This is a genomic window from Chitinophaga sp. (genome assembly GCF_017745275.1).
GTDB lineage: Bacteria > Bacteroidota > Bacteroidia > Chitinophagales > Chitinophagaceae > Chitinophaga.
In genome coordinates this window covers 109826-130788 of the sequence record NZ_JAGHZS010000005.1, presented here as the reverse complement: position 1 = coordinate 130788, position 20963 = coordinate 109826, and the positions used below count along the sequence as shown (strand labels likewise).

Below are 20963 nucleotides of genomic sequence, written 5' to 3'. Positions count from 1 at the left end.
CAGCAGGATGCGATAGGGTCTATCTCAATTATTTATGCAGTCTAATATCTCCTACGCGTGTGTCTTTACCTCGTTGTATGCTCACATTGGTAATGGTAGTGTCTTTGTAACCATTGGAAGCATTTACAAATACATTCCAGTTGCCTACTTTCAGGCCACGTACTTTATAATTACCATCTCTCCATGGCAGCGCATATAAAGTATCATTGTTATTATTGTATACGGAAATCACCGGATATGCTTCCCATGGCGTTACGCGACCAGAGAGGCTTCCCATTTTCAGGATAGTGAATACATTAATGTAGGGTCTGAGGACGAAATGGCCGTTTCTTACGTCAATGATAGAGCGTTGTATGTCAAAATCCAGCCACAGCTGCAGGTCATCAGAGCTCAGCTGATCCCATTCATCATGACGTACTCTTACGATAATCTTTGATTGACCGGATACAGATCTCAACGGATAAGTAACTCCATCTTTCACGAGGGAATTCTGGTCACCAATAGTAATACGGATACGTTTCATAATGCCTTTATGAACATGACCACCCGCCAGCAGCGTGTCTGCACCGTTACGCAGGGTCAGCAGGTCATAGATACCGGGATGAATACCGAGTGAATCCCACACCTGGCAACTATCCGGCTTAGGCTTCCTGTCGTGGTCCCCGTCTTCGTCCCACCAGCATCTGTCTCTATCGTTCCATCCGTCGTCATCTGTTTTACCACACGTATCTACCAACACTTCTACTTTCCTGATATCCAGTAATACCTTGTCAAAAAGACCTGGATCATCAGAAAGGAATAAGCTTACTTTCTGCTGATTCGCAGATGTATTGGGGGAGGAAGCCGAATTGTCCTTTGAACAAGACTCCAGAATGGAGAAGGCAACAACAATTGCCATCACGAAACCAAGCCCCGGCTTACGGAGAAAGTTTTTCATAAATGAACGGTTTTAAGTGTCTAATAAAATTATATGGTTTGTACTGTTTTGGCTGAACGATTACGCATTATATCAAACGTTCGATCCTTTGGCATTATTGCTGCTCCGGAGCAGCCTGATAATAGATGAGATTAAGACCAGAAAGTTTAACCGTAATAAAAATTTATATCAAAAAAAAAGCTTGTCTCCTGGGAGACAAGCTTTTAGCACATAAAATATTTTTAAACCGGGAATAGTATACCAGGATGACGTTTACGCCCTACTGCAACTTCAATATCGTTACACCCAAAGGAGGCAAACGTAAAGAAAGCGTATAGTCTCTACCGTTATAAGTTTGTTTAACTGTTTGTAAGATACCGGTGTTTACTACCCCACTTCCATAGTACGCCGGCGCATCGCTGTTCAACACTTCTACCCACGCTCCTGCCACCGGCAGGCCTACCAGGTAATTCTCTCTCACTACCGGTGTCATATTCAGTACTACCAGTAATACATCTCCCGGCTGTATTCCTTTTCTAACATATGCCAACACACAATTATCATAATCATTAACAGTTATCCATTCAAATCCGGCGGCATCAAATTGCTGTTCATATAACGCACTGGCACTGGTATACAACTGGTTCAAATCTTGTACAAATGCCTTCAATCCCTTATGGGTAGCATGTTGCATCAGGTGCCAGTCCAACTCACCCTTGTAATTCCACTCCGACGTTTGCCCAAACTCATCTCCCATAAACAACAGCTTGGTACCCGGATGTGTATACATGTAACTATACAGCAAACGGAGATTGGCAAACTTCTGCCAGTCATCGCCCGGCATTTTATATAGCATCGGCGACTTCCCATGTACTACTTCATCATGGCTCAACGGTAACATGAAGTTCTCGCCAAAAGCATATACCAAACTAAAGGTCAGGTCATTCTGATACCACTTGCGATGAATGGGATCTTTCTTAAAATAATCCAGGGTATCATTCATCCAACCCATCATCCATTTCATCCCAAAACCCAATCCTCCCATAAACGTAGGCCGGGAAACACCATAGTGGGAAGTGGAATCTTCCGCAATGGTTTGAACATCGGGAAACAGCGCATACACAGTTTCGTTCAGCTTCTTCAGGAAACTGATCGCCTCCAGGTTTTCATTGCCGCCCAGCTCATTAGGGACCCAGGCATCCCGCTGCCGCGAATAATCCAGGTGAATCATAGACGCAATCGCATCTACCCGCAAGCCATCCGCATGGAACCGGTCGAACCAGAACACTGCATTACTCAACAGGAAGGATCTTACCTCGTTCCGCGCATAATTAAAAATATAACTATTCCAATCCGGATGATAACCCTTCCGCATATCCGCATATTCATACACGTGAGAGCCGTCGAAACGATACAACCCATGCGCATCATACGGGAAATGCGAAGGCACCCAATCCAGGATCACTCCGATATCGGCCAGGTGAAAGGCTTCCACCATTTCCATGAAATCCTGTGGCGTACCATGCCTGGAAGTAGGCGCAAAATACCCCGTGAGCTGATAGCCCCAGGAACCGTCGAACGGATGCTCCATCACCGGCATCAGCTCCACATGGGTAAAACCCATTTCCTTAACATAAGGCACCAGCATCTCCGCTATTTCCTGGTAAGAATACACCCGCTCCGGATCGGTAGGGTCCGGACGCCGCCAGGAACCCAGGTGCACCTCGTATACAGCAAAAGGACTATGGAGGGAATTCCGCTTTGCCCGTTGGGTCATCCACTTCTTATCATCCCATTCATAATCCAGCGGATATACTATGGAGGCCGTTTTAGGGCGTACTTCCCAATAATTGGCATAAGGATCCCCCTTTATCAACTCCTCCCCACTATGCGACCGGATAAAATACTTGTACAGCGATCCCGCTTTTACGCCAGGTACAAACCCTTCCCAGATCCCGGAGTTATCCCAACGGGGAAACAGCGTATGACTGTAATGGTCCCACTCGTTGAAATCTCCCATTACTGCTACGAAGGCAGCATCCGGTGCCCATACTGCGAAATAGGTACCGTTGGCTCCCTCAACTTCCATAGGGTGAGCACCAAATTTTTCGTATAGCCGGTAGTGTGATCCGGCCTGAAACAGGGTAATATCCGTGGAAGAAAATAGGGTAAACGGTTCAACATACTGTAAAGCGCGATTAGTATCTCCGATCATAGTAACGTGTGAATTGGATGTGTTCTAAACAAGGTAGGCAAAATTTGGGAAAATGGAGGATCCCGGGAAACAGTTATTTTTAAAAGAAAAAAGGCTGCCGGATTCCCTGGCAGCCTCTTTAACTTTAACTGGTCACTATCCTGATTTTGCAGTTATTGCATCCAATATACTTTGGTAGCTACCTGTTCGGCTGGGGTAGCTCCTTTGGTCACTTTATTCCAGTTTTCGTGGTTATTCACGTTTTCATCGTCCGGATAAGGCAGCTTGTTAATACTACCGGGGTTGTAAAGTGGATCTTTCGGCGTTAAACCGGTTCTTCTTACAATTGCCCAGGCCTCTGCCGGCTGGAACATCGTAGCCAGCCATGCCTGCGTAGCAATTTTCTTCAGTGCGTCCGCATCGTTGGCACCGTTATAAGCCACTGCCGGGTGATTGATAAATGCATTCATTTTTGTAGCATCGGGTGCCGGCGGTTTTTGCAGCCATATCTGCGATTGCTGCGTGTAGGCATACCAAAAATCCACCGAAGCCTTTAATCCTGCTTCATATTCCGTTTTTGCCAATGTTGTATTTTTTGCAACTCCCATTCCACGCTGGTAGATTTCCGCTTTCAGGAAATGTACATCCGCTTCCGTAATCACCAGGATAGGGTAATAAAGCCTATCGTAGGCGATGAAATAATTAAACGTAGCAAATTTGTTCTGCGGATCACTGCCTATCGCCTTTCTTTCTGTTCCATTATCAAACGGACGTCCTCCATCTGCCACAGAGCCATCCTGGGGTTGCGGCACCCACTTATCGGCGTTATTGGTCATAAAGAATACCACACACCTGGGATCATAAATGTCTTTACCGGAAGGATCATCAGAGGAAGACATCTGTTTCCATACATTGCTGCTCATCCGGATATTGGAAATAGACAATTCCCGGTAAGAATCCCATTTACTGCTTAATCTTTCCAATATAGCACCACTGGCTCCGGCAATCAGGTTGGGCCATAACCCGAAATTATCGTTCTGCAAAGCAGTGACCGACTGGTTGGCCGGCAATGGCTTATTCCCCTCCAGGATTTCTTTAATAATGGCGGACGACAAGGCGTTCTCTTTGTTGTAAAGTCTAACGGCATAGCGTAAACGTAATGCATTCGCAAATTTTCGCCAGGCGTTGAAATCATTTTTCAGGTAACTCTCTGAAGCGCCAATACTGGTTTGGGAAGGATCTGAAGTAATACTATCTGCAGCATTTTTCAGGCCCTGCAGCACACTCTTATATACATCCTGCTGCGCATCGTAGGCCGGACGATAATATCCAGCACCATCACGCGCATTAGAAGCCTGTGAATATGGGATATCTCCATAATAATCCAGCATACGTAATGTTTTCGATGCCAATAATACAGTGGCCATATGCCGTACATTATCAAATGCCTTCGGAGAGGGCTGCTCAGCTATCTTTTTCAGCAATGCTTTATAGGTCAGCAAATCCGGATAATACTGGCTCCAGAAGGTACCACTATAGTTGATATAAGGCGCCACTGTATTCTGACGCGCCTGCTGATTGGTAATCGGGTAAAGGAGACTTACGTTAAGTGCATCATCTCCATATTTGCCGAGTGAAGACACCAAGCCGTTAAACAAGCCTGGAATGGAAGCTGTTTGTTCATCGGCCTGCTTATAAGGCTTGTTTATTTCCTCAAAATCTTTTGTGCAGGATCCCATTCCCACCAGGGCGGCACCTATCAGCATACTATATATAGATCGTTGTATATTCTTCATCATGGAATGTTTTTGATATTATAAAGATGCTTTCACTGTGAAACCAAAGGAACGGATACGTGGCATGGAAGAATACTCAATACCCTGTACGTTACCAATACCGTTTACGCCTTCCGGATTCAATCCTTTTGGAATGGTAGTAAAGAGATAGAACAGGTCTCTGCCTATCAGGGAAACGCTGAGCTGCTGAAGCACCCTGGTTTTCTTCACCCATGATTGAGGTAGCTGATAGCTTAATGCTACTTCCCGTAGTTTCATCCAGCTGTTCTGAAATACAGCGGCAGAACGGGGTACACCGAGGTGGTTCCAGGAAGAGTAAGTACCGAGATAATACCATTGATAACTCACTACATCTGTATTGGGTTTACCATCTGCAAAAACACCACCGAAATTAACGCCGGTATTGGCAGTACTACCATCAGGATATACAATAGGCAATCCGCCACCATCACGTTCTTTCAATGTTTCTTTCAGCAGACCATTACCCATTGCCGCCGCATAAGTACCGAAATAAGTATCTCCTCCAAATTTGCCGTCCATCATCACGTACAGGGACAGGTTTTTATACCTGAAAGTGTTCGCAATACCACCGGTTAAAAATGGTTGTGAATTACCAATAGGCACTTCTTTATCTGTAAGTACCCACTGCGTACCGGCAACATAGTTTTTACCATTTACATCATAGCTCAATAAGGCACCGGTTTGTGGATTTACAGCACGCTTTACTACTTTTTCCCCGTCCTTATACGTATAGTCTTTACCATACAGGGTACCATAATTATCACCCACTCTCACGCGTTGGGAAATACCGCTGCCTCCAAAAAAAGTACCCAGTGTCAGCTCTTCAATACCATTGTCGAGCGCCAATATTTTATTCTGTGCATGCGCACCATTCACAGATACATTCCAGGAAAAATCTTTGGTGCGTACCGGCGAACCACTGATCACAAATTCAATTCCTTTATTACCCAGAGAGCCTCTATTCAATTGAATATTGTTGAATCCGGACGAAATAGGTAACGGATTAGTCAATATCTGGTTAAAGGTCTTCATAGAGTAAGCGGTGATCTCTACATTCAAACGGCTGTTAAACATGGCTGTACTTAAACCAATTTCATACTGGCGGCTCCGTTGCGGCTGTATCCCCTGGAACTTCAACATAGAAGGATAGGTTTGTGCCGCCTGTTTATTAAAGGCTGCTGTATTCAGTACATTAAAAACAGAATACGGATCGGTATCACTGCCTGTTTCTGCATAAGACAATGTCAACTTTCCGAAATTCAGCCAGGAGATGTTATGCATGGCTGCAATACCATCCGTAAATACATAACTCAAATTGGCAGAAGGATAGAAATAAGCATTGTTTCCTTTAACCAGTGTAGATGACCAGTCATTTCTACCCGTCACCTGCAAAAAGAGGTAGTTGTGATAAGACAGGTCCAGGAATCCAAAAACAGAATTAATCTTTTTAGCAAACCGGGTTTCTTCTGCGGCCCCCGGAGCATCTGCGCCATTGTTTAAAGCAAAAATGAAAGGGTTAATGAAGTCTCCATTGGTTTTGTTGCTTACGATATAATCTTTCCGGTAGTAAGATTCCCCTCCTGCGGTGAAGCTGGCATTAAACATTTTAGTAAACAGCCCATCCTTATATATTCTGGCCATCGCATTCAGGTTACGGCTTAAATTACGGGCCATGGCTTCCTTGTAGGCACCTTGAGTACCTTGTATGTTCTTGGGATATTCCCGAATCTCAGTTCCATCACTGGAATTATCAACACTTCCCTGTGCGGTTAAAGTTAACCAGTTGGTCAACTCCGATGTTAACCGTATACCGCCGATTAACTGATTCCGGTTAAACACGGTGTTGTTCTTATAAATATTCCAGAAGGAATTCGCCATATAAGAATAATAGGGATACGCCGGTGAGCCCGCAGGAAAGTTACTGCTGTTGGTCACATCTCTTTGCGTACCATTCAATCCGAAGTCGTTTAACATTTCTACATCTGAACGGTAATCACGCGTTGCCGCGTAGGAAAAGCCGGCCATAAAAGCGCCCGCTCCTACAGGTGGAGTGTTCAAACGTTGATAATTGATATAACTACCTGTAATATCTGCCTGTAATTTTTTGCTGATCTTAAGACTGGAGCCAATGTTGAAGGTATTATTCTTGTAATTACTATTAAGAATATTAGCCTTACTATCATCTCTTGTATAAGAAAAGCGTACCGTACCCACATCACCACCACCGGAAACAGAAACGTTATGCTGACTTACATTCCCATTAGGAAAAAATGCTTTCCAGTTATCCGGCTGTGCAGAATAAGAACGGGTAACGCCATCATACCATAAAATGTCTTTATCATCAAAACGAGGCCCCCAGGAAAGTCCGCTGGGGAAGGAAAATAAATCCCATGCCTGCGTACTATTATTATAGGGTAACATGCCATAAGCTCCGGTTTGATAGTCTCCGGCAGCATAGCTACCTGTATACGTACCAATTTGTGTACGTTTACCATTTTTAACCGGGAATTGTTTTTCCTGATCAGCAGTCCACAGGGAACCTACTAATCCGGAACCATACTTATTCTGGAAATCCAGGTATTCGTATGCTTTAGTAAAACGATTGGAATAAGAATAATCTACGCCCAATCCTTTCCGTCGCTCTCCTTTTTTGCGAGTAACCAGGATAACGCCGTTGGCACCTCTTGCTCCGTACAAAGCCGCTGCTGCAGGTCCTTTCAGCACGGTCACATCTTCAATATCTTCCGGGTTAATAAAGTTCAGCCCTGTTCCCCAATCGTTATAGGAAGAAACATCAGCGCCCTGTTCTGTACCCACGGCGCCACCGCCACCATTATTTTTATTATTGTTGATCGGGTCGTTGTTCAGCGCAACGCCATCTACAATAATCAACGCCCGGTTATCGCCGGTAAGCGTAGTATTACCACGGATCACCAAACGGGAAGAGCCACCTTCCACTCCCCCGGATGCCTGGCTGATATTTAAACCAGCCACTTTACCCATGAGGCCCTGCGCAATGGTAGGCGCCTGGGCTACGGTAATATCATTGCCGGTTACTTTCTGTACGGCATATCCCAACGAGCGGGGAGTGCGTTTTACACCCATCGCTGTTACCAGCACTTCTCCCAATGCCTGCTCATCTGTTTCCAGTATAACAGCATAGGTAGATGCTGTTGTAACCGGTATTTCCTTCCGCTTAAATCCAATTCCCGTGATCACCAGCACATCACCTTCATTTACTTCCAGCGAGAAGTTACCATTCGCATCGGAGGTAGTGCCCCTCGAAGTACCTTTAACAGCAATGGTAACACCAGGAACAATACTGCCAGTAGCGTCTTTCACGGTACCTTTTATCTGCCGCGTATTAACCCCGTCGATGCTTTCTGATAAAAATACCGCGACCTCTGCATCGTCAGGCCTTTCTTTCTTTAATACAATCTGATTGCTGATGGCTTCAAAGCGGATATCAAATGGGCTGAATAAATCTGTAAATACTTTTCCCAGTTTTTCCTCCTTTGCTGAGAGGGAAACTCTTTCTTTTTCCGGAATCGTATTACGTGTATAGGAAAATTTCACATTCGCCAGCGTACTGATCTTTTGCAATACCAGACCGAATGTTTCGCGCTGTACAGATAGAGAAATTCTCTTCTCTAAAATACCCTGCTCTGTCACCGGCCGGGAAACAGCAACTGCGGGGAACGCCAGTGTCAGAAAATAAGGTATCAGGGCTGCCTTCATAAAGAAAGACATCGTGCCACAATAAAAGTGAAATTTTTGCATAACTAAAACGATTAAGCGATCCTTGAATAATGGTTGAAGATGTATATGTGCATAGCAATTCAGCGGAGTATATCCATGGGAAGTCCGCCTGATCCTGGTTGTCAGTTTTTTACAGGTTATTTAATAACGAAGTGATTGCTCCCGGTAATTTCAAACGTGCATTGTATCAGTCAGCCCTCGCTAATGGCAGCCATTCCCTTTTATGATGATACCATAGTTACTGATTGTATAGGATGCGTCCACGGTTTTTGTGATGACTTTCAGTATATCTTCCAGGCTCTCATTGCCTAATGAAACCGTCAGGTAGCAATTGGCAAATACATCTGCATTGTACCTGATAGGGATGGCATACATTTTCTCCAGTGTTTTAATCACGGTATCCAGTCGGGCATCCTCAAAATTCAATGCGCTGTTGGGTTCCAGTACGCTGGCAACTTCCATAGGATGGGTATTGACCGTGGTCACCAATCCGGATTGCTCTTTGGAATAAGTACAGACCTGCTGTGGCAACACAATTTTAGCGGCCAGTTGTTCCAGGTCTTGTCCTTTTAAATACACGGATACCTTACCAGACGCCACAGCTACAGACTCCTGTTGGCCTGAACTGGTGATACGAAAACTGGTACCCAATACTTTTACAACTACCTTGTTTGTGTATATATAAAAAGGTTGCTGGGGATTTTTTGCAATATCAAAAAAAGCATCTCCGGATAGTGTTACTTCCCGCTTATCTCCGTTCATCAACAGGTTATAGGTTATCCTGGCGCCACTGGCCAGCACCACCTTAGAACCATCCGGTAAAAACAGTAACTCGTCTTTTTTATTCCCGTTATAACGAATGACCTCTCCGTTATAGGCCACGGTTTTTTCTGCTTCCATTCCAACAGTATGCGCCGGATATTTCACTAATTTCACCAGTAGCAGTAGTCCTGCTACGGCGGCAGCTACCGCGATATATTTATAGATAGTATGGCTTCTTTTCACGGGTACCTTTACAATGCCAGCTTTGATGTGATCCAGCATTTGCTCTAATCCGTCCTCGTTAACAGGCATCTCCGCCTCCTCCTCTGCCAGTTGCAGGTCCAGCAGAAACTTTCTGGCCGCAGTAGCATGTAATACATTTTCAGGATCTGCCGCCAGCCATTCCTGCCAATATCCCGCATAAGGACTGTTAGGGTTGGCTACCCAATCAACAAAGCGGTTGTCGAGTAAAAGTGCATTTATCTTTTCTTCGGATTGATCCATAGCAATAGCGGTGTCTATACAGTAATGTCTGTAATTACATTTATATACTCACTTGCCGGCGACTTTTTTTTATTTTTTGGAAAAATAGTTCGGATATCCTTTTTTGAGAGACTGTAATGCGCGCTGCATCAGGTTTAGCACCGACTGATAATTCATGTTCATGATTTCGGCCATCTTTTCGTAGGGGATATTTTGATAGAAGCGGAGGAAAACGGCTTCCTGCTGGCGTTGGGGGAGCTTCTCCAGCAATTGTTTCAATGTTTGGGCTGTTTGCAAAGCAACCTCCCGGCTCATAATTTCCAGCTCAATATGTTCTGCACTTAAGTTGTCAAAAGCCAGCTGCATTTCAGTTTCACTTACATACGACTGTTTACCCTGCACTTTAACCAGTTTATTGCGTAATGCCCGGAATAGATAGAACCGGGGCTGTGTGGTATCTGCCAGGTTTTGCCGGTGCTTCCAGATTTCAAGAAAAAGATCCTGTATACTGTCGCGGATCAGGTCTATATCGTCCGTTATTTTTAGTCCATACCGTATCATTGCTTTGACATGCGCCCTGTAAATGGCTTCCAACGCCATTACATCACCGTTTTTCAAACGGCTCCATTCCATATCGTGTTCGCTATTCAGCAATACAAAAGAGTGTTTTACAGGGTTGGAAAATACAGGCGTTGCTATACAATAAGCTCTCTAAAATAATTAAAAAATGATTCGTGGAAATAATTTTTTGAACGACATGATAAACTGATAGCATGAAGGCAACTAAAAAACAAAAAGGCCATCCCGTATGAGATGACCTTTTGTTATATCGCTATTCCGTTAAACCGGATTAGTATTTCTTCTTGTACGGAGGTTTGCTGCCACCGAAAGATTCGCGTCTGTCGCCACCTGGACGGCTACCACCTGGGCGGCTGCCACCTTCAGAGCTCCAGCTTCTTTTACGCGGACCATCTTCTCTGCGCGGACCACGATCGCCACCGGTGCGGGGACGTCTGTCGCCATCCTGCGACATTTCAATCCTAACACTACGGCCATTGTATTCCACTTTCTTGAACGCTTCTGTTACTTTAGATAACTCTTCGTTCTCTACTTCGAAGAAGGAATAAACGCCTTTCAAATCGATACGGCCAATTTTGTTGCCACGTAAGCCGGTGTTGTCGCACAGGTAACGAAGCATATCGCCACGGTTGAAATCATCTACTGAACCCAGGTTGATGAACAGGCGGGTGAATTTACCGTCGCTTCTACGCGGACCTCTTTCTTCACCGAATGTACGTCTGTCGTCTTTTGCATTCAGATCTGGCGCATCCTGGTAGTATTCCAGGAACTGGTTGAACTCGAGGGAAGCAAAACGTTTGATCAGTTCTTCCTTGGTCATAGACGCAAACTCTTCGTTGATACGTTCCATGTAAGGTTCAATCTGTTCTTCGTTTACTACTACGTTATGTACTTTGTGTACCAGGCCAAACAGTTGTTTTTCACATACTGCAAAACCATCCGGTACTTCTGCTTTTACAAATTTCTTCTGGATAACTCTTTCGATCTGGCGGATTTTACCGATATCGCGGCTGCTGATGATAGCAATAGAGATACCTGATTTTCCTGCTCTACCGGTACGACCACTTCTGTGGGTGTAGTTTTCTACGTCATCCGGTAAATCGTAGTTAATTACGTGCGTAACGTTGTCTACGTCGATACCACGGGCAGCTACGTCAGTAGCTACCAGCACCTGCAGTGCTCTTTCGCGGAAACGCTTCATTACTTTATCACGTTGCTGCTGGGTCAGATCGCCATGCAACGCATCTGCGTTGTAGCCATCTTTAATCAGTGACTCCGCAATTTCCTGTGATTCAATTTTGGTACGGGTAAAGATGATACCAAAAATCTCAGGGTTGAAATCCACGATACGTTTCAGGGCCGCATACTTTTCACGCGGACGCACTACATAGTATTCGTGTTCTATATTAACGTTACCGCTGTTTTTGCTACCTACGGTCAGTTCAAACGGATCTTCCATATATTTCTTGGCGATACGGCGAACTTCCTGTGGCATGGTAGCCGAAAACAACCAGGTAGTTTTACCTTCTGGTGTGTTGGACAGGATATTGTTGATATCTTCCTGGAATCCCATGTTCAGCATCTCATCTGCTTCATCCAGTACTGCGTAACGAACGTTATCAAAGTTAACAGCGCCACGGTCTATAATATCCAGTAAACGACCTGGAGTGGCCACTACAATGTGTACACCTCTTTTCAGTTCACGCAGTTGTTGTACAATGCTGGAACCGCCATATACCGCTACGATGCTTACATCGCCGAGGTATTTACTAAAGTTTTTCAGATCATTGGTAATCTGGAGACAGAGTTCACGGGTGGGGCACAAAATCAGGCCCTGAGGTTTATTTATTTTCAGATCCAGTTGCTGCAGCAAAGGCAGACCAAATGCTGCTGTCTTACCGGTGCCCGTCTGGGCCAGACCTACGAAATCGCGGTCACCTCCTAACAATACCGGTATTGCCTGTTCCTGGATGGGAGTTGGGGAAACGAAGCCCAGGTCCGTAATTCCCTTCAAAATAGGCTCTTGTAAGCCCAGTGATTCAAATGTTGTCATTGATTTGCATTAATCAAGCTCCGTCGGGAGCTGTGGATATAGCTTCTAGCTTTTAGCTATCAGCCGTTAGAAATATTTTTTTAGCTTTTTAGCGGTTAGCTATTGGCTATTCACATGAGCTCTTAGCAGTTAAAATCAGCTATATAAATTGCGCACCTAATAGCTGGGGGCTAACGGCTAAACGCTCTTACACCAGTTCTCCTTCGAGGTCGTAGTCAAATGCTTTGGTGATACGAACTTCTACGAAATCACCTGGTTTGAGGCGCTTGTTCGTGTCGATGATCACTTCATTATCTACTTCCACCGAATCAAACTCGGTACGGGCCAGATATCTGCCCGCTTCTTTTTTGTCTATTATTACTTTAAAGATCTTCCCTACTTTTTCCTGGTTTTTTTCCAGGGAGATTTCCTGCTGTACTTCCATAATTTCCTGCGCTCTTCTCTCCTTTTCTTCCGCCGGAATATTATCCTCCAGTGCATAAGCGCTGGTGCCTTCCTCATGGCTGTAGGTAAATACCCCAACCCGGTCAAAGCGCATTCTTTCCAGGAAGCCTTTCAGTTCTTCTACATCTTCTTCTGTTTCGCCGGGGAAACCAGCAATCAGAGTAGTACGTAAACAGATGCCAGGTACTTTTGCGCGGATATTATGTACCAGTTCTTCTATTTCTTCGCGTGTAATCTGACGTTTCATTGCTTTTAACATAGCATTGGAAGCATGTTGCAATGGCATATCAATATAGTTGCAGATATTGGGGAACTCGTTCATCACATCCAGAATTTCCATCGGGAACTTGGTGGGATAAGCATAGTGGAGACGAATCCACTCCAGCCCTTGTACGCCAGCCAACGCACGCATCAGGTCACCCAGGCGACGTTGTTTATACAGGTCCAGACCATAATAAGTCAGCTCCTGTGCAATCAGCATAATTTCTTTCACGCCTGATTTCACCAGTTTTTCTGCTTCCATTACCAATTCTTCAATCGGCTTGGAAACATGCGAACCACGCATCAGCGGAATAGCACAAAAAGAACAGGTTCTGTTACAACCTTCTGCTATTTTCAGGTAAGCATAGTGAGATGGGGTACTCAATAATCTTTCTCCTACCAGCTCTGCTTTATAATCTGCATCAAATTTCTTGAGGATCAGGGGCAATTCCATGGTACCAAACCAGGCGTCTACACCGGCAATTTCTGATTCCAGGTCGCCACGATAACGTTCACTCAAACATCCGGTTACATATACTTTGTCCAGTTTGCCGCGCTGTTTCAGTTCTACCTGCTCCAGGATAGTGTTAATCGATTCTTCTTTGGCCTTGTCAATAAAACCACAGGTGTTCACTACCACAATATTGTGATCGCGTTTGGCACTTTCATGCACTACGTCGATATCGTTAGCTGCGAGCTGTCCGCTCAACACCTCCGAATCCACCATGTTCTTGGAACAACCAAGCGTAATAATATTAACCTTGTCTTTCTTTAAAGTTTTTGTCTTCAAGCGCGAATTGTTTTTAACAAGCGGACAGGCATTCTCTGAGCCGCTACCGCCACGAAGACACACAGACACTAATTGAATTTAACAGCAGACTTACTGTACGTGACTTGAGTCTTAGTGGGGGTTGAATAAGGAAGGTGCAAAGGTAGCGAAAAGAATTGATAATTAGAAATTTATGCTAAGTAACTGCTGTTTAGTCACTTAGCATAAATATGACACTTACTACCCCATGGCCTGCAGTGCCTTGTCGGCACGTGCTCTGGCCAGTTTTCTTTTATAATGATACCACCACTTGGGGGCCATCTTAATCATCAGGTTGTTCATACCTCTCAATCCCACTATATGGTAAAGTCCGTTTAATTTACCTAAAAGAGACGGATCCAGGGCGCGTAAACTCATGGCAAAACCGCCGTCGAGGTACTCCATGTGATGCCAGTAGCCGGCGGGCATGAACATGGTATCGCCATGGTTCAGGATGGCGGTGTAGCCACGGGCATGCTTCAGCGCGGGGAACTGCTCCATGTCCAGCTTTTCATGCCAGTTCACGAAGTTGGCAGCGCTTTCCACGGTAAAAGGCATACGGTAAATGAAGGGCGACTGGCTATTTTCCAGTAACAGTACCCGTTTTCTGCCTACAAACTGGGTATGAAAGATGTGCGACAGGTCAATGTCATAATGCATATGCGCCACTGAACCGGCACCACCTACAAACAGCATGGGGTACTTCTTCAAAAAGCCGGAAGAGAACTGGTCGGGCCAGGTAAAGTCTTCCACCAGCTGTGGTGCGTGCTGAAAAATATTAAAGAGAAAAATGCGGAGGGCTACCGGTCCCCGCTCCACCATATCCAGGTATTCACCAAAAGAAATGTAATCATCCGCTCCGTTCACAAGGGTATTTTCGCCGGCGCGTTCATTGTTATATACCCCTACCGTTTTGTCTCCCACAATTGATTTGAAATAATCCCATGTCCACTTTGTATAAGCCGGCCAGTTTTTACTAAGGCCCCCTGCCGAGATAATGACAGGTTTACGTGGAGTGTAGTAGTTCTTCTTGAATTCCGCTGGTGTAATATCTTCAACTCGATCTATGTGCTGTACTATCATACTTACGAATTGTTAAAAAGGGTACAAAAAGGGAACAATTATTCAAATTTAAGGAAAGCAGTGTTATTTATTAAAACAAAGAATCTGGTTGAAAGTTAACGAAAACACCGGGCTCCATACCAGGAGCCCGGGCAATGATTTATACAAAATAGAAAAGCAGGCAGGATTTATGCCAATTGGGAGATAACATTCACAAACATCACAAAATCAAGAATTTACACTAAAGAGTGATTCTACGAAAGACTCTTTATTAAACACCTGTAAATCTTCCATTTTTTCACCGATACCAATATATTTTACCGGTATTTTAAATTGGTTGGCAATGGCTAATACTACCCCGCCCTTGGCAGTACCATCCAGTTTGGTAATAGCCAGTGCAGTTACCTCTGTAGTAGCGGTAAACTGTTTGGCTTGCTCTAATGCATTCTGGCCGGTAGATCCGTCCAACACCAGTAATACTTCATGTGGGGCATCAGGAATGACTTTCTTCATCACCCGCTTGATTTTACCCAACTCATCCATCAGGTGGAGTTTGTTATGCAAACGGCCCGCAGTATCTATAATAATTACATCTACGTCTTTTGCAGCGCCGCTTTGTACGGTATCAAATGCCACTGCTCCGGGGTCAGACCCCATTTGTTGTTTAACAATAGGTACTCCCGCCCTTTCGCTCCAGATAGTCAACTGATCAACGGCAGCGGCACGGAAAGTATCCGCAGCTCCTAACATCACTGATTTACCGGCTTTCTTAAAGTTATAGGCCAGCTTACCAATGGTAGTGGTTTTTCCGACGCCATTTACGCCTACTACCATAATAACATAAGGCTTTTTACCAGCGGGTACATCAAAATCACGGAATCCGCTATCGGGGGCGTCTACCAGTATAGCTGCAATCTCTTCCTGCAACAACCTATTCAACTCACTGGTTCCCAGATATTTATCTTTTGCCACACGTTGTTCAATGCGGTCAATGATTTTTACAGTGGTATCTACGCCTACATCTGCAGAAACAAGGGCATCTTCCAGGTTATCCAATACCTCGGTGTCTACCGTTGACTTTCCTGCAATGGCGCGTCCTATTTTACTCAGGAAGCTCTCTTTGGTTTTTTGTAAACCCTGATCCAGATTTTCCTTCTTCTCCCTGGAAAATAGTTTATTGAAAAAGCTCATAGTTTAGTTTAGTTGGGTCGAAACAGCTGTTGGCTTTTAGCAGCCAGCAGTTAGTGAATGCTGCGAAGATAAGCAATAGCTGTTAGCTTTTAGCAATCAGCAGTCAGTCATTACTGCATGAATGTTAAAGGATAGCCGGAAGCTCCGCTACATTAACCTAAAGGTAACAGCTACTCCAAATACAAAAAGCTGTCCGTATAACGGGACAGCCTTTCAGTATTATTAGTAAAGCCGAATTACTTTTGATTCATGTACTCCATGACTTTGTCCTTGTGTACGATTGCGTCTTTAAAAGTATAAGCACCGGTTTTAGGAGAGCGTACTGCTCTGATTACCTTGGTCCATACTTTAGACTCAGCTGCTGCTTTAGCATCTTTAACCTTCGCGTTTTTTGAAGCTACTTTTGCCATTGTATTCTATTGTTTTTATGGTCTAACGGCTCATTGGCTGGTATGCAAATACAGCCAGTCACCATCAACAATTACTTATTTAATTTCTTTGTGTACAGTCACTTTCCTTAAGATAGGATTGTACTTCTTCAACTCCAGACGCTCAGGAGTATTCTTCTTATTCTTGTTAGAGATATAACGGGAAGTTCCTGGTTGACCAGAAGTCTTGTGCTCGGTGCACTCCAGAATTACCTGTACTCTATTACCTTTTTTTGCCATTGTGTATTACAAATTAAGTGAGTCTTAGAATTAGATTTCCTGACCAGCTGCACGCAATTCCTTCACAACTGCATACAAACCTCTCTTGTTGATGGTTCTTAAACCGTCAGCAGATACTTTCAATGATATCCATTTGTCCTCTTCTGCCAGGAAAAAACGTTTCTTTTGCAGGTTAGGAAGAAACCTTCTGTTTGTCTTAATGTTGGAGAAGGAAACATGGTGACCCGTGATCGGCTTCTTTCCTGTCACCTGACATACTCTTGCCATGATCTAAAAATTTAGGAATGCAAAAGTCCAATTTTTTTATGGATTTTGCAAATATTATTAAATGAATTTATTCACAAGTACATTAAAAGCCTTTACAAAAAGCCTTTACTTAAGATGTGAACACAATGCAAAAGATTGATAATCAATGACTATCAGGCAAATTTTCATCTGTCTTTTGCCGAAAAAATAATTTACAATAATACAACAAGGCTACGTAAAACAGCACCTAATCTTACTGACTCCAAAATCCGCTGTTGATCCGTTCCATGTTTTAACAACGCTTCTTCGTGGGAAGTCACGCACATTTCACAACCATTGAGTGCAGATACCACCAGGCTCAGCAACTCAAAAAATTCTTTACCTAATACCGGGTTAGCCATAATGCTCATCCGGATACCGGCAGGGGTATTGGTGTAATATTCCTTATTCACAAAATGCCTGAAACGATAAAAGACGTTGTTGGCATTCATGAGGGAAGTACAGCTAATTACTTCTGCAATCTCTTTATCGGTTGCACCTTCCTGGGTAGCCAGCTTTTCAAAAGCGGCCTGCAGTACTGCATGCTTTTCATTCACCGCTACCGCAACACCGATCATATAAGCCTCTTTCTTCGACAGCGTAGCTGCAGCCAGAGAGTTAGTTACATTGATCTTCAGATCCTTCAAATAACGCGCATCCACATTTACGAGTGACTGCAGTTTACTGGATACCTGTTCACCTGTCAACCCCACCGCTTCCAGCAATTGTACTGCCGTATCCTGATTCGTAGTTGCAAACATAATATGTATTTTTTTTATTTCATGATTTTACCGCCTGAATATTTTGCCGGCCTGAGGGTAATACCCTTTCCGGCAAAATATCCAGTCAATAAAATAAAAAATGACTTAATGATTAAACAGTCAGCGTAGCTTCTCCCTTAGTCCAGTTGCAAGGGCACAGTTCATCTGTTTGCAGTGCATCCAGTACACGTAAAACTTCTTTTACGCTACGGCCTACAGACAGGTCGTACAGGGAAACCCAACGTACAATACCCTGAGGGTCTACAATGTAAGTAGCACGGTAAGCAACTTTCTCGTTTGCTTCCAGGATACCCAGTTCAGTTGCGAGAGATTTGGAAGTGTCTGCCAGCATAGGGAACTGCAAACCACGCAGGTCTTCATGATCTCTTCTCCATGCAGCATGTACAAACTCACTGTCAGTAGAAGCACCGATCAATACTGCATCACGGTCAGCGAAATCCTGTGCGTGTTTGTTGAATTCAGCGATTTCAGTAGGACATACGAAAGTAAAGTCTTTAGGCCACCAGAACATCACCATCCATTTGCCGGAGTTTTTCAGTTCTTCAGAAGACAATTCATAGAATTCTTTACCTTTTTCAATAGATACAACTGCCGTTTTTTTGAATTCGGGAAACTCTGACCCTACGGATAAGATAACATTTTTCATAATAACTATTCTCTTTTTGATTTACAGACTAATGATTATATACTTTTTGACGGCGCAAAGATCACATTACATTCATTAGTAATCAAATAGATTTTAAAAATGTGACATTGAGTTTCTCTATATATCCTGTTTTCCACAGTACAGGCAGGAACAATGGAATAATTTGGGCTTATATACTCAAAAAAAATATCCCGGAGTTAACATTTTCATGGTATTTCTGTAACAATTTGGCACGTTATTTAGTTATATAAGTGGAACTTTTTTAACACAAGTAGCATGGAAATGAAGAAAAAATACTTTTTACTGGTGGTTATAACGATTGGACTTGCTTTGATTCCGTTTATTAAAAACAGTATCATTAAACACGATGAATTTGACGCTACACGAGATCTGTTCATTTAGTGTTTAGCGGGTCCCATTGACCGTATCTAAAACTGCCCCAAAGCGGGGTCGGGTTTCCATTGGCTGTCCGGTTCATAGTGCTGCCAGATTGCAAAACCCACCTTTCGCAACAATTGCCACGCCTCATTATCAGGAGTCCAACGTTGATCCTGGTTGTTTTTGGTAATAATACAATATACATAGTCACCGTGAGGTGCATTCACCATTATTACTTCTGAACGTGATTCGTCCACCGCGCCATTTTTCGACGCGGTGCGAACGTTTGGGGGTACCTGTGTTAATCCCTGTGTATCCCAGTAATTACGCGTAAGATTCCGGTACATCCGCTCACTGGCAGCAGGATTGATCACTTCCCCCTTGTATATCATTTCCATCAGCCGCGCCATTTCACGCGGACTGGTTTGTCCCCATCCATACTCCTGCCGGTTGGCCTCCCTCCCTTTTGTGCGGGAATTGACCCGTAAATGTTCAAATCCATGCTCTTCCAACCACTGGTTAATGGTTAATCCGCCCCCGGCCAACGACTGCAGCCACAAACTCGCCGTATTGTCGCTCATCGTCAACATCAACATCACCACCTTATCCAGAGCGATCTGCTCACTGTCGCGGAATGAACCCAGGATATCTTCGCCCTTGTACAACAAAGAATCGCGATACACCAGGTTTTGATGGTATTGCAGTTCCCCTTTGGCCAGCTTATTAAAAATACCCACCTGGATAGCAGTTTTAATCATACTGGCAGTAGGAAACGTGGTATCTGCCTTTATAGCCACCGTGCGGTCTTTTTTCAAGTGGTGCACATAAATGCCCACCTGACCGTGAAAGTCCTTTAAAAGAGGCGTTAAAATGGCGGTAAGCGCCTTGTCTGTTTTTTGGGCGTTGGCAGTAAAGGCAATGATCAGCAATAACGCCAGGATGGATAGTTTTCTCATATTTTATAAGGCTGAAAGCATAAAGCGATTGAAGCGATTGATGAAGCGAAAAAAAATCTTCCTTTGGTTTACTATAAATCTAAAAGTAAAAGCGGAAAAAAGAAAGCGGAAAGTAAAAACACATTAGTTTTTACTTTCCGCTCTTTAGAACAAAACACAATAGCTTTATGCTCAGGTAGTAATATTAATCAGATCTGCAAAACTGCGAACACCAATCTTTTTGGCAGAGGTATAACCTTCTGCATATTCCACCCCTACCATTTTGCCAAACATCTTGGCACGGTAAACAACACTATCAAAAAAGCTGGAGCCGGAAATATAGGTTTGCGGTTCATTGTCTTTCGGCGCCAGGAATTGTGAAGAGAAAGCCTTGATAGCAGCCAGCTTCCGGTCAATCACCGGCGTAATATCGATCACAAAATCCGGTTCATGATAACGGTCCTGTATGAAGTGGAACACCTGTTTTGGGCGCCATGCTTCCTGTAATTGGCCGTCCAGTGTAGTTTCAATTTTCCGTAATCCTGCCATGAAGGCGCTATCGGATATCAGTTGGGCGGCACGTCCATGATCCGGGTGGCGATCGTCTATAGCATTCGCCAGTATAATATCGGGGCGATACTTGCGGATGGCGGTAATAATGGCCATTTGCTCCATCGTATCATTTCTGAAAAACCCATCGGCCAGGCCAAGGTTTTCCCTTACTTCCAGCCCCATAATTTCAGCAGCAGCAGCAGCTTCCTGTATGCGCAGTTCCGGTGTACCACGAGTACCCAGTTCTCCACGGGTCAGATCTACCACTCCTACTTTCATCCCCTGTTGTGCATGCATCATCAATGTGCCTGCGCAGCCCAGCTCCACATCGTCCGGGTGCACCGCTATTGCCAGTATATCTAGTTTCATATGCTGTAAATTGAGGTGC

Annotated in this window: 17 protein-coding genes; all 17 read right to left on the bottom strand. The window is 44.2% G+C overall.

Features of this window, described 5'->3' with window-relative positions; translation table 11 throughout:
* Positions 1-28 precede the first annotated feature (28 nt).
* Entirely contained in the window at positions 29-937 is a 909-nt protein-coding gene (locus J7623_RS15610) for a DUF4382 domain-containing protein (RefSeq protein ID WP_291921841.1), read from the bottom strand.
* A gap of 259 nt (positions 938-1196) precedes the next feature.
* On the bottom strand, positions 1197-3131 hold the full coding sequence (gene glgB, locus J7623_RS15605; RefSeq protein WP_291921838.1) for a 1,4-alpha-glucan branching protein GlgB: 1935 nt from the start codon (positions 3129-3131) through the stop codon (positions 1197-1199).
* Positions 3132-3283: 152 nt separating this feature from the next.
* Positions 3284-4909: a SusD/RagB family nutrient-binding outer membrane lipoprotein gene (locus J7623_RS15600; protein WP_291921835.1), complete on the bottom strand. Its 1626-nt coding sequence runs from the start codon at positions 4907-4909 to the stop codon at positions 3284-3286.
* A 15-nt stretch (positions 4910-4924) separates the two neighbouring features.
* Complete coding sequence (locus J7623_RS15595; RefSeq protein WP_291921832.1) at positions 4925-8707, bottom strand: SusC/RagA family TonB-linked outer membrane protein; 3783 nt, start codon at positions 8705-8707, stop codon at positions 4925-4927.
* Positions 8708-8887: 180 nt separating this feature from the next.
* Entirely contained in the window at positions 8888-9952 is a 1065-nt protein-coding gene (locus J7623_RS15590) for a FecR family protein (protein WP_291921829.1), read from the bottom strand.
* Between the two features lie 69 nt (positions 9953-10021).
* Positions 10022-10564, bottom strand: coding sequence for a sigma-70 family RNA polymerase sigma factor (locus tag J7623_RS15585; RefSeq protein ID WP_291921826.1), 543 nt, complete (start codon positions 10562-10564; stop codon positions 10022-10024).
* A 217-nt stretch (positions 10565-10781) separates the two neighbouring features.
* Positions 10782-12563: a DEAD/DEAH box helicase gene (locus tag J7623_RS15580; protein WP_291921823.1), complete on the bottom strand. Its 1782-nt coding sequence runs from the start codon at positions 12561-12563 to the stop codon at positions 10782-10784.
* 187 nt (positions 12564-12750) lie between these two features.
* A complete protein-coding gene (rimO, locus tag J7623_RS15575; RefSeq protein WP_291921818.1) occupies positions 12751-14058 on the bottom strand; it encodes a 30S ribosomal protein S12 methylthiotransferase RimO in 1308 nt (435 codons plus the stop codon).
* Positions 14059-14277: 219 nt separating this feature from the next.
* The gene (locus J7623_RS15570) at positions 14278-15159 is read right to left on the bottom strand and encodes a cupin-like domain-containing protein (RefSeq protein WP_291921815.1); all 882 of its coding nucleotides are present in this window, start codon (positions 15157-15159) and stop codon (positions 14278-14280) included.
* Positions 15160-15366: 207 nt separating this feature from the next.
* On the bottom strand, positions 15367-16329 hold the full coding sequence (ftsY, locus tag J7623_RS15565) for a signal recognition particle-docking protein FtsY (protein WP_291921812.1): 963 nt from the start codon (positions 16327-16329) through the stop codon (positions 15367-15369).
* A 236-nt stretch (positions 16330-16565) separates the two neighbouring features.
* Positions 16566-16739, bottom strand: a complete 174-nt coding sequence (locus J7623_RS15560; RefSeq protein WP_291921809.1) for a DUF4295 family protein — start codon at positions 16737-16739, stop codon at positions 16566-16568.
* Between the two features lie 75 nt (positions 16740-16814).
* Positions 16815-16997: a 50S ribosomal protein L33 gene (rpmG, locus tag J7623_RS15555; protein ID WP_089896023.1), complete on the bottom strand. Its 183-nt coding sequence runs from the start codon at positions 16995-16997 to the stop codon at positions 16815-16817.
* Positions 16998-17027: 30 nt separating this feature from the next.
* A complete protein-coding gene (gene rpmB / locus J7623_RS15550; protein WP_089759466.1) occupies positions 17028-17264 on the bottom strand; it encodes a 50S ribosomal protein L28 in 237 nt (78 codons plus the stop codon).
* 191 nt (positions 17265-17455) lie between these two features.
* Entirely contained in the window at positions 17456-18043 is a 588-nt protein-coding gene (locus J7623_RS15545) for a carboxymuconolactone decarboxylase family protein (protein WP_291921787.1), read from the bottom strand.
* A gap of 112 nt (positions 18044-18155) precedes the next feature.
* Positions 18156-18710, bottom strand: a complete 555-nt coding sequence (locus tag J7623_RS15540; protein ID WP_291921783.1) for a peroxiredoxin — start codon at positions 18708-18710, stop codon at positions 18156-18158.
* A 428-nt stretch (positions 18711-19138) separates the two neighbouring features.
* The gene (locus tag J7623_RS15535; RefSeq protein WP_291921780.1) at positions 19139-20044 is read right to left on the bottom strand and encodes a serine hydrolase; all 906 of its coding nucleotides are present in this window, start codon (positions 20042-20044) and stop codon (positions 19139-19141) included.
* A 171-nt stretch (positions 20045-20215) separates the two neighbouring features.
* Positions 20216-20944, bottom strand: coding sequence for a bacillithiol biosynthesis deacetylase BshB1 (gene bshB1, locus J7623_RS15530; protein ID WP_291921778.1), 729 nt, complete (start codon positions 20942-20944; stop codon positions 20216-20218).
* Positions 20945-20963: the final 19 nt, after the last annotated feature.

Excerpts from the sequence above, each read along its gene's own strand:
- J7623_RS15590 (WP_291921829.1), bottom strand. The coding sequence starts at position 9,952 with ATGGATCAATCCGAAGAAAAGATAAATGCACTTTTACTCGACAACCGC.
- J7623_RS15535 (WP_291921780.1), bottom strand. The coding sequence starts at position 20,044 with ATGAGAAAACTATCCATCCTGGCGTTATTGCTGATCATTGCCTTTACT.
- J7623_RS15570 (WP_291921815.1), bottom strand. The coding sequence starts at position 15,159 with ATGATAGTACAGCACATAGATCGAGTTGAAGATATTACACCAGCGGAA.
- J7623_RS15540 (WP_291921783.1), bottom strand. The coding sequence starts at position 18,710 with ATGAAAAATGTTATCTTATCCGTAGGGTCAGAGTTTCCCGAATTCAAA.
- ftsY (WP_291921812.1), bottom strand. The coding sequence starts at position 16,329 with ATGAGCTTTTTCAATAAACTATTTTCCAGGGAGAAGAAGGAAAATCTG.
- J7623_RS15595 (WP_291921832.1), bottom strand. The coding sequence starts at position 8,707 with ATGCAAAAATTTCACTTTTATTGTGGCACGATGTCTTTCTTTATGAAG.
- glgB (WP_291921838.1), bottom strand. The coding sequence starts at position 3,131 with ATGATCGGAGATACTAATCGCGCTTTACAGTATGTTGAACCGTTTACC.
- J7623_RS15545 (WP_291921787.1), bottom strand. The coding sequence starts at position 18,043 with ATGTTTGCAACTACGAATCAGGATACGGCAGTACAATTGCTGGAAGCG.
- rpmG (WP_089896023.1), bottom strand. The coding sequence starts at position 16,997 with ATGGCAAAAAAAGGTAATAGAGTACAGGTAATTCTGGAGTGCACCGAG.
- J7623_RS15585 (WP_291921826.1), bottom strand. The coding sequence starts at position 10,564 with ATGGAATGGAGCCGTTTGAAAAACGGTGATGTAATGGCGTTGGAAGCC.
- J7623_RS15580 (WP_291921823.1), bottom strand. The coding sequence starts at position 12,563 with ATGACAACATTTGAATCACTGGGCTTACAAGAGCCTATTTTGAAGGGA.
- J7623_RS15600 (WP_291921835.1), bottom strand. The coding sequence starts at position 4,909 with ATGATGAAGAATATACAACGATCTATATATAGTATGCTGATAGGTGCC.
- J7623_RS15610 (WP_291921841.1), bottom strand. The coding sequence starts at position 937 with ATGAAAAACTTTCTCCGTAAGCCGGGGCTTGGTTTCGTGATGGCAATT.
- J7623_RS15560 (WP_291921809.1), bottom strand. The coding sequence starts at position 16,739 with ATGGCAAAAGTAGCTTCAAAAAACGCGAAGGTTAAAGATGCTAAAGCA.
- bshB1 (WP_291921778.1), bottom strand. The coding sequence starts at position 20,944 with ATGAAACTAGATATACTGGCAATAGCGGTGCACCCGGACGATGTGGAG.
- rpmB (WP_089759466.1), bottom strand. The coding sequence starts at position 17,264 with ATGGCAAGAGTATGTCAGGTGACAGGAAAGAAGCCGATCACGGGTCAC.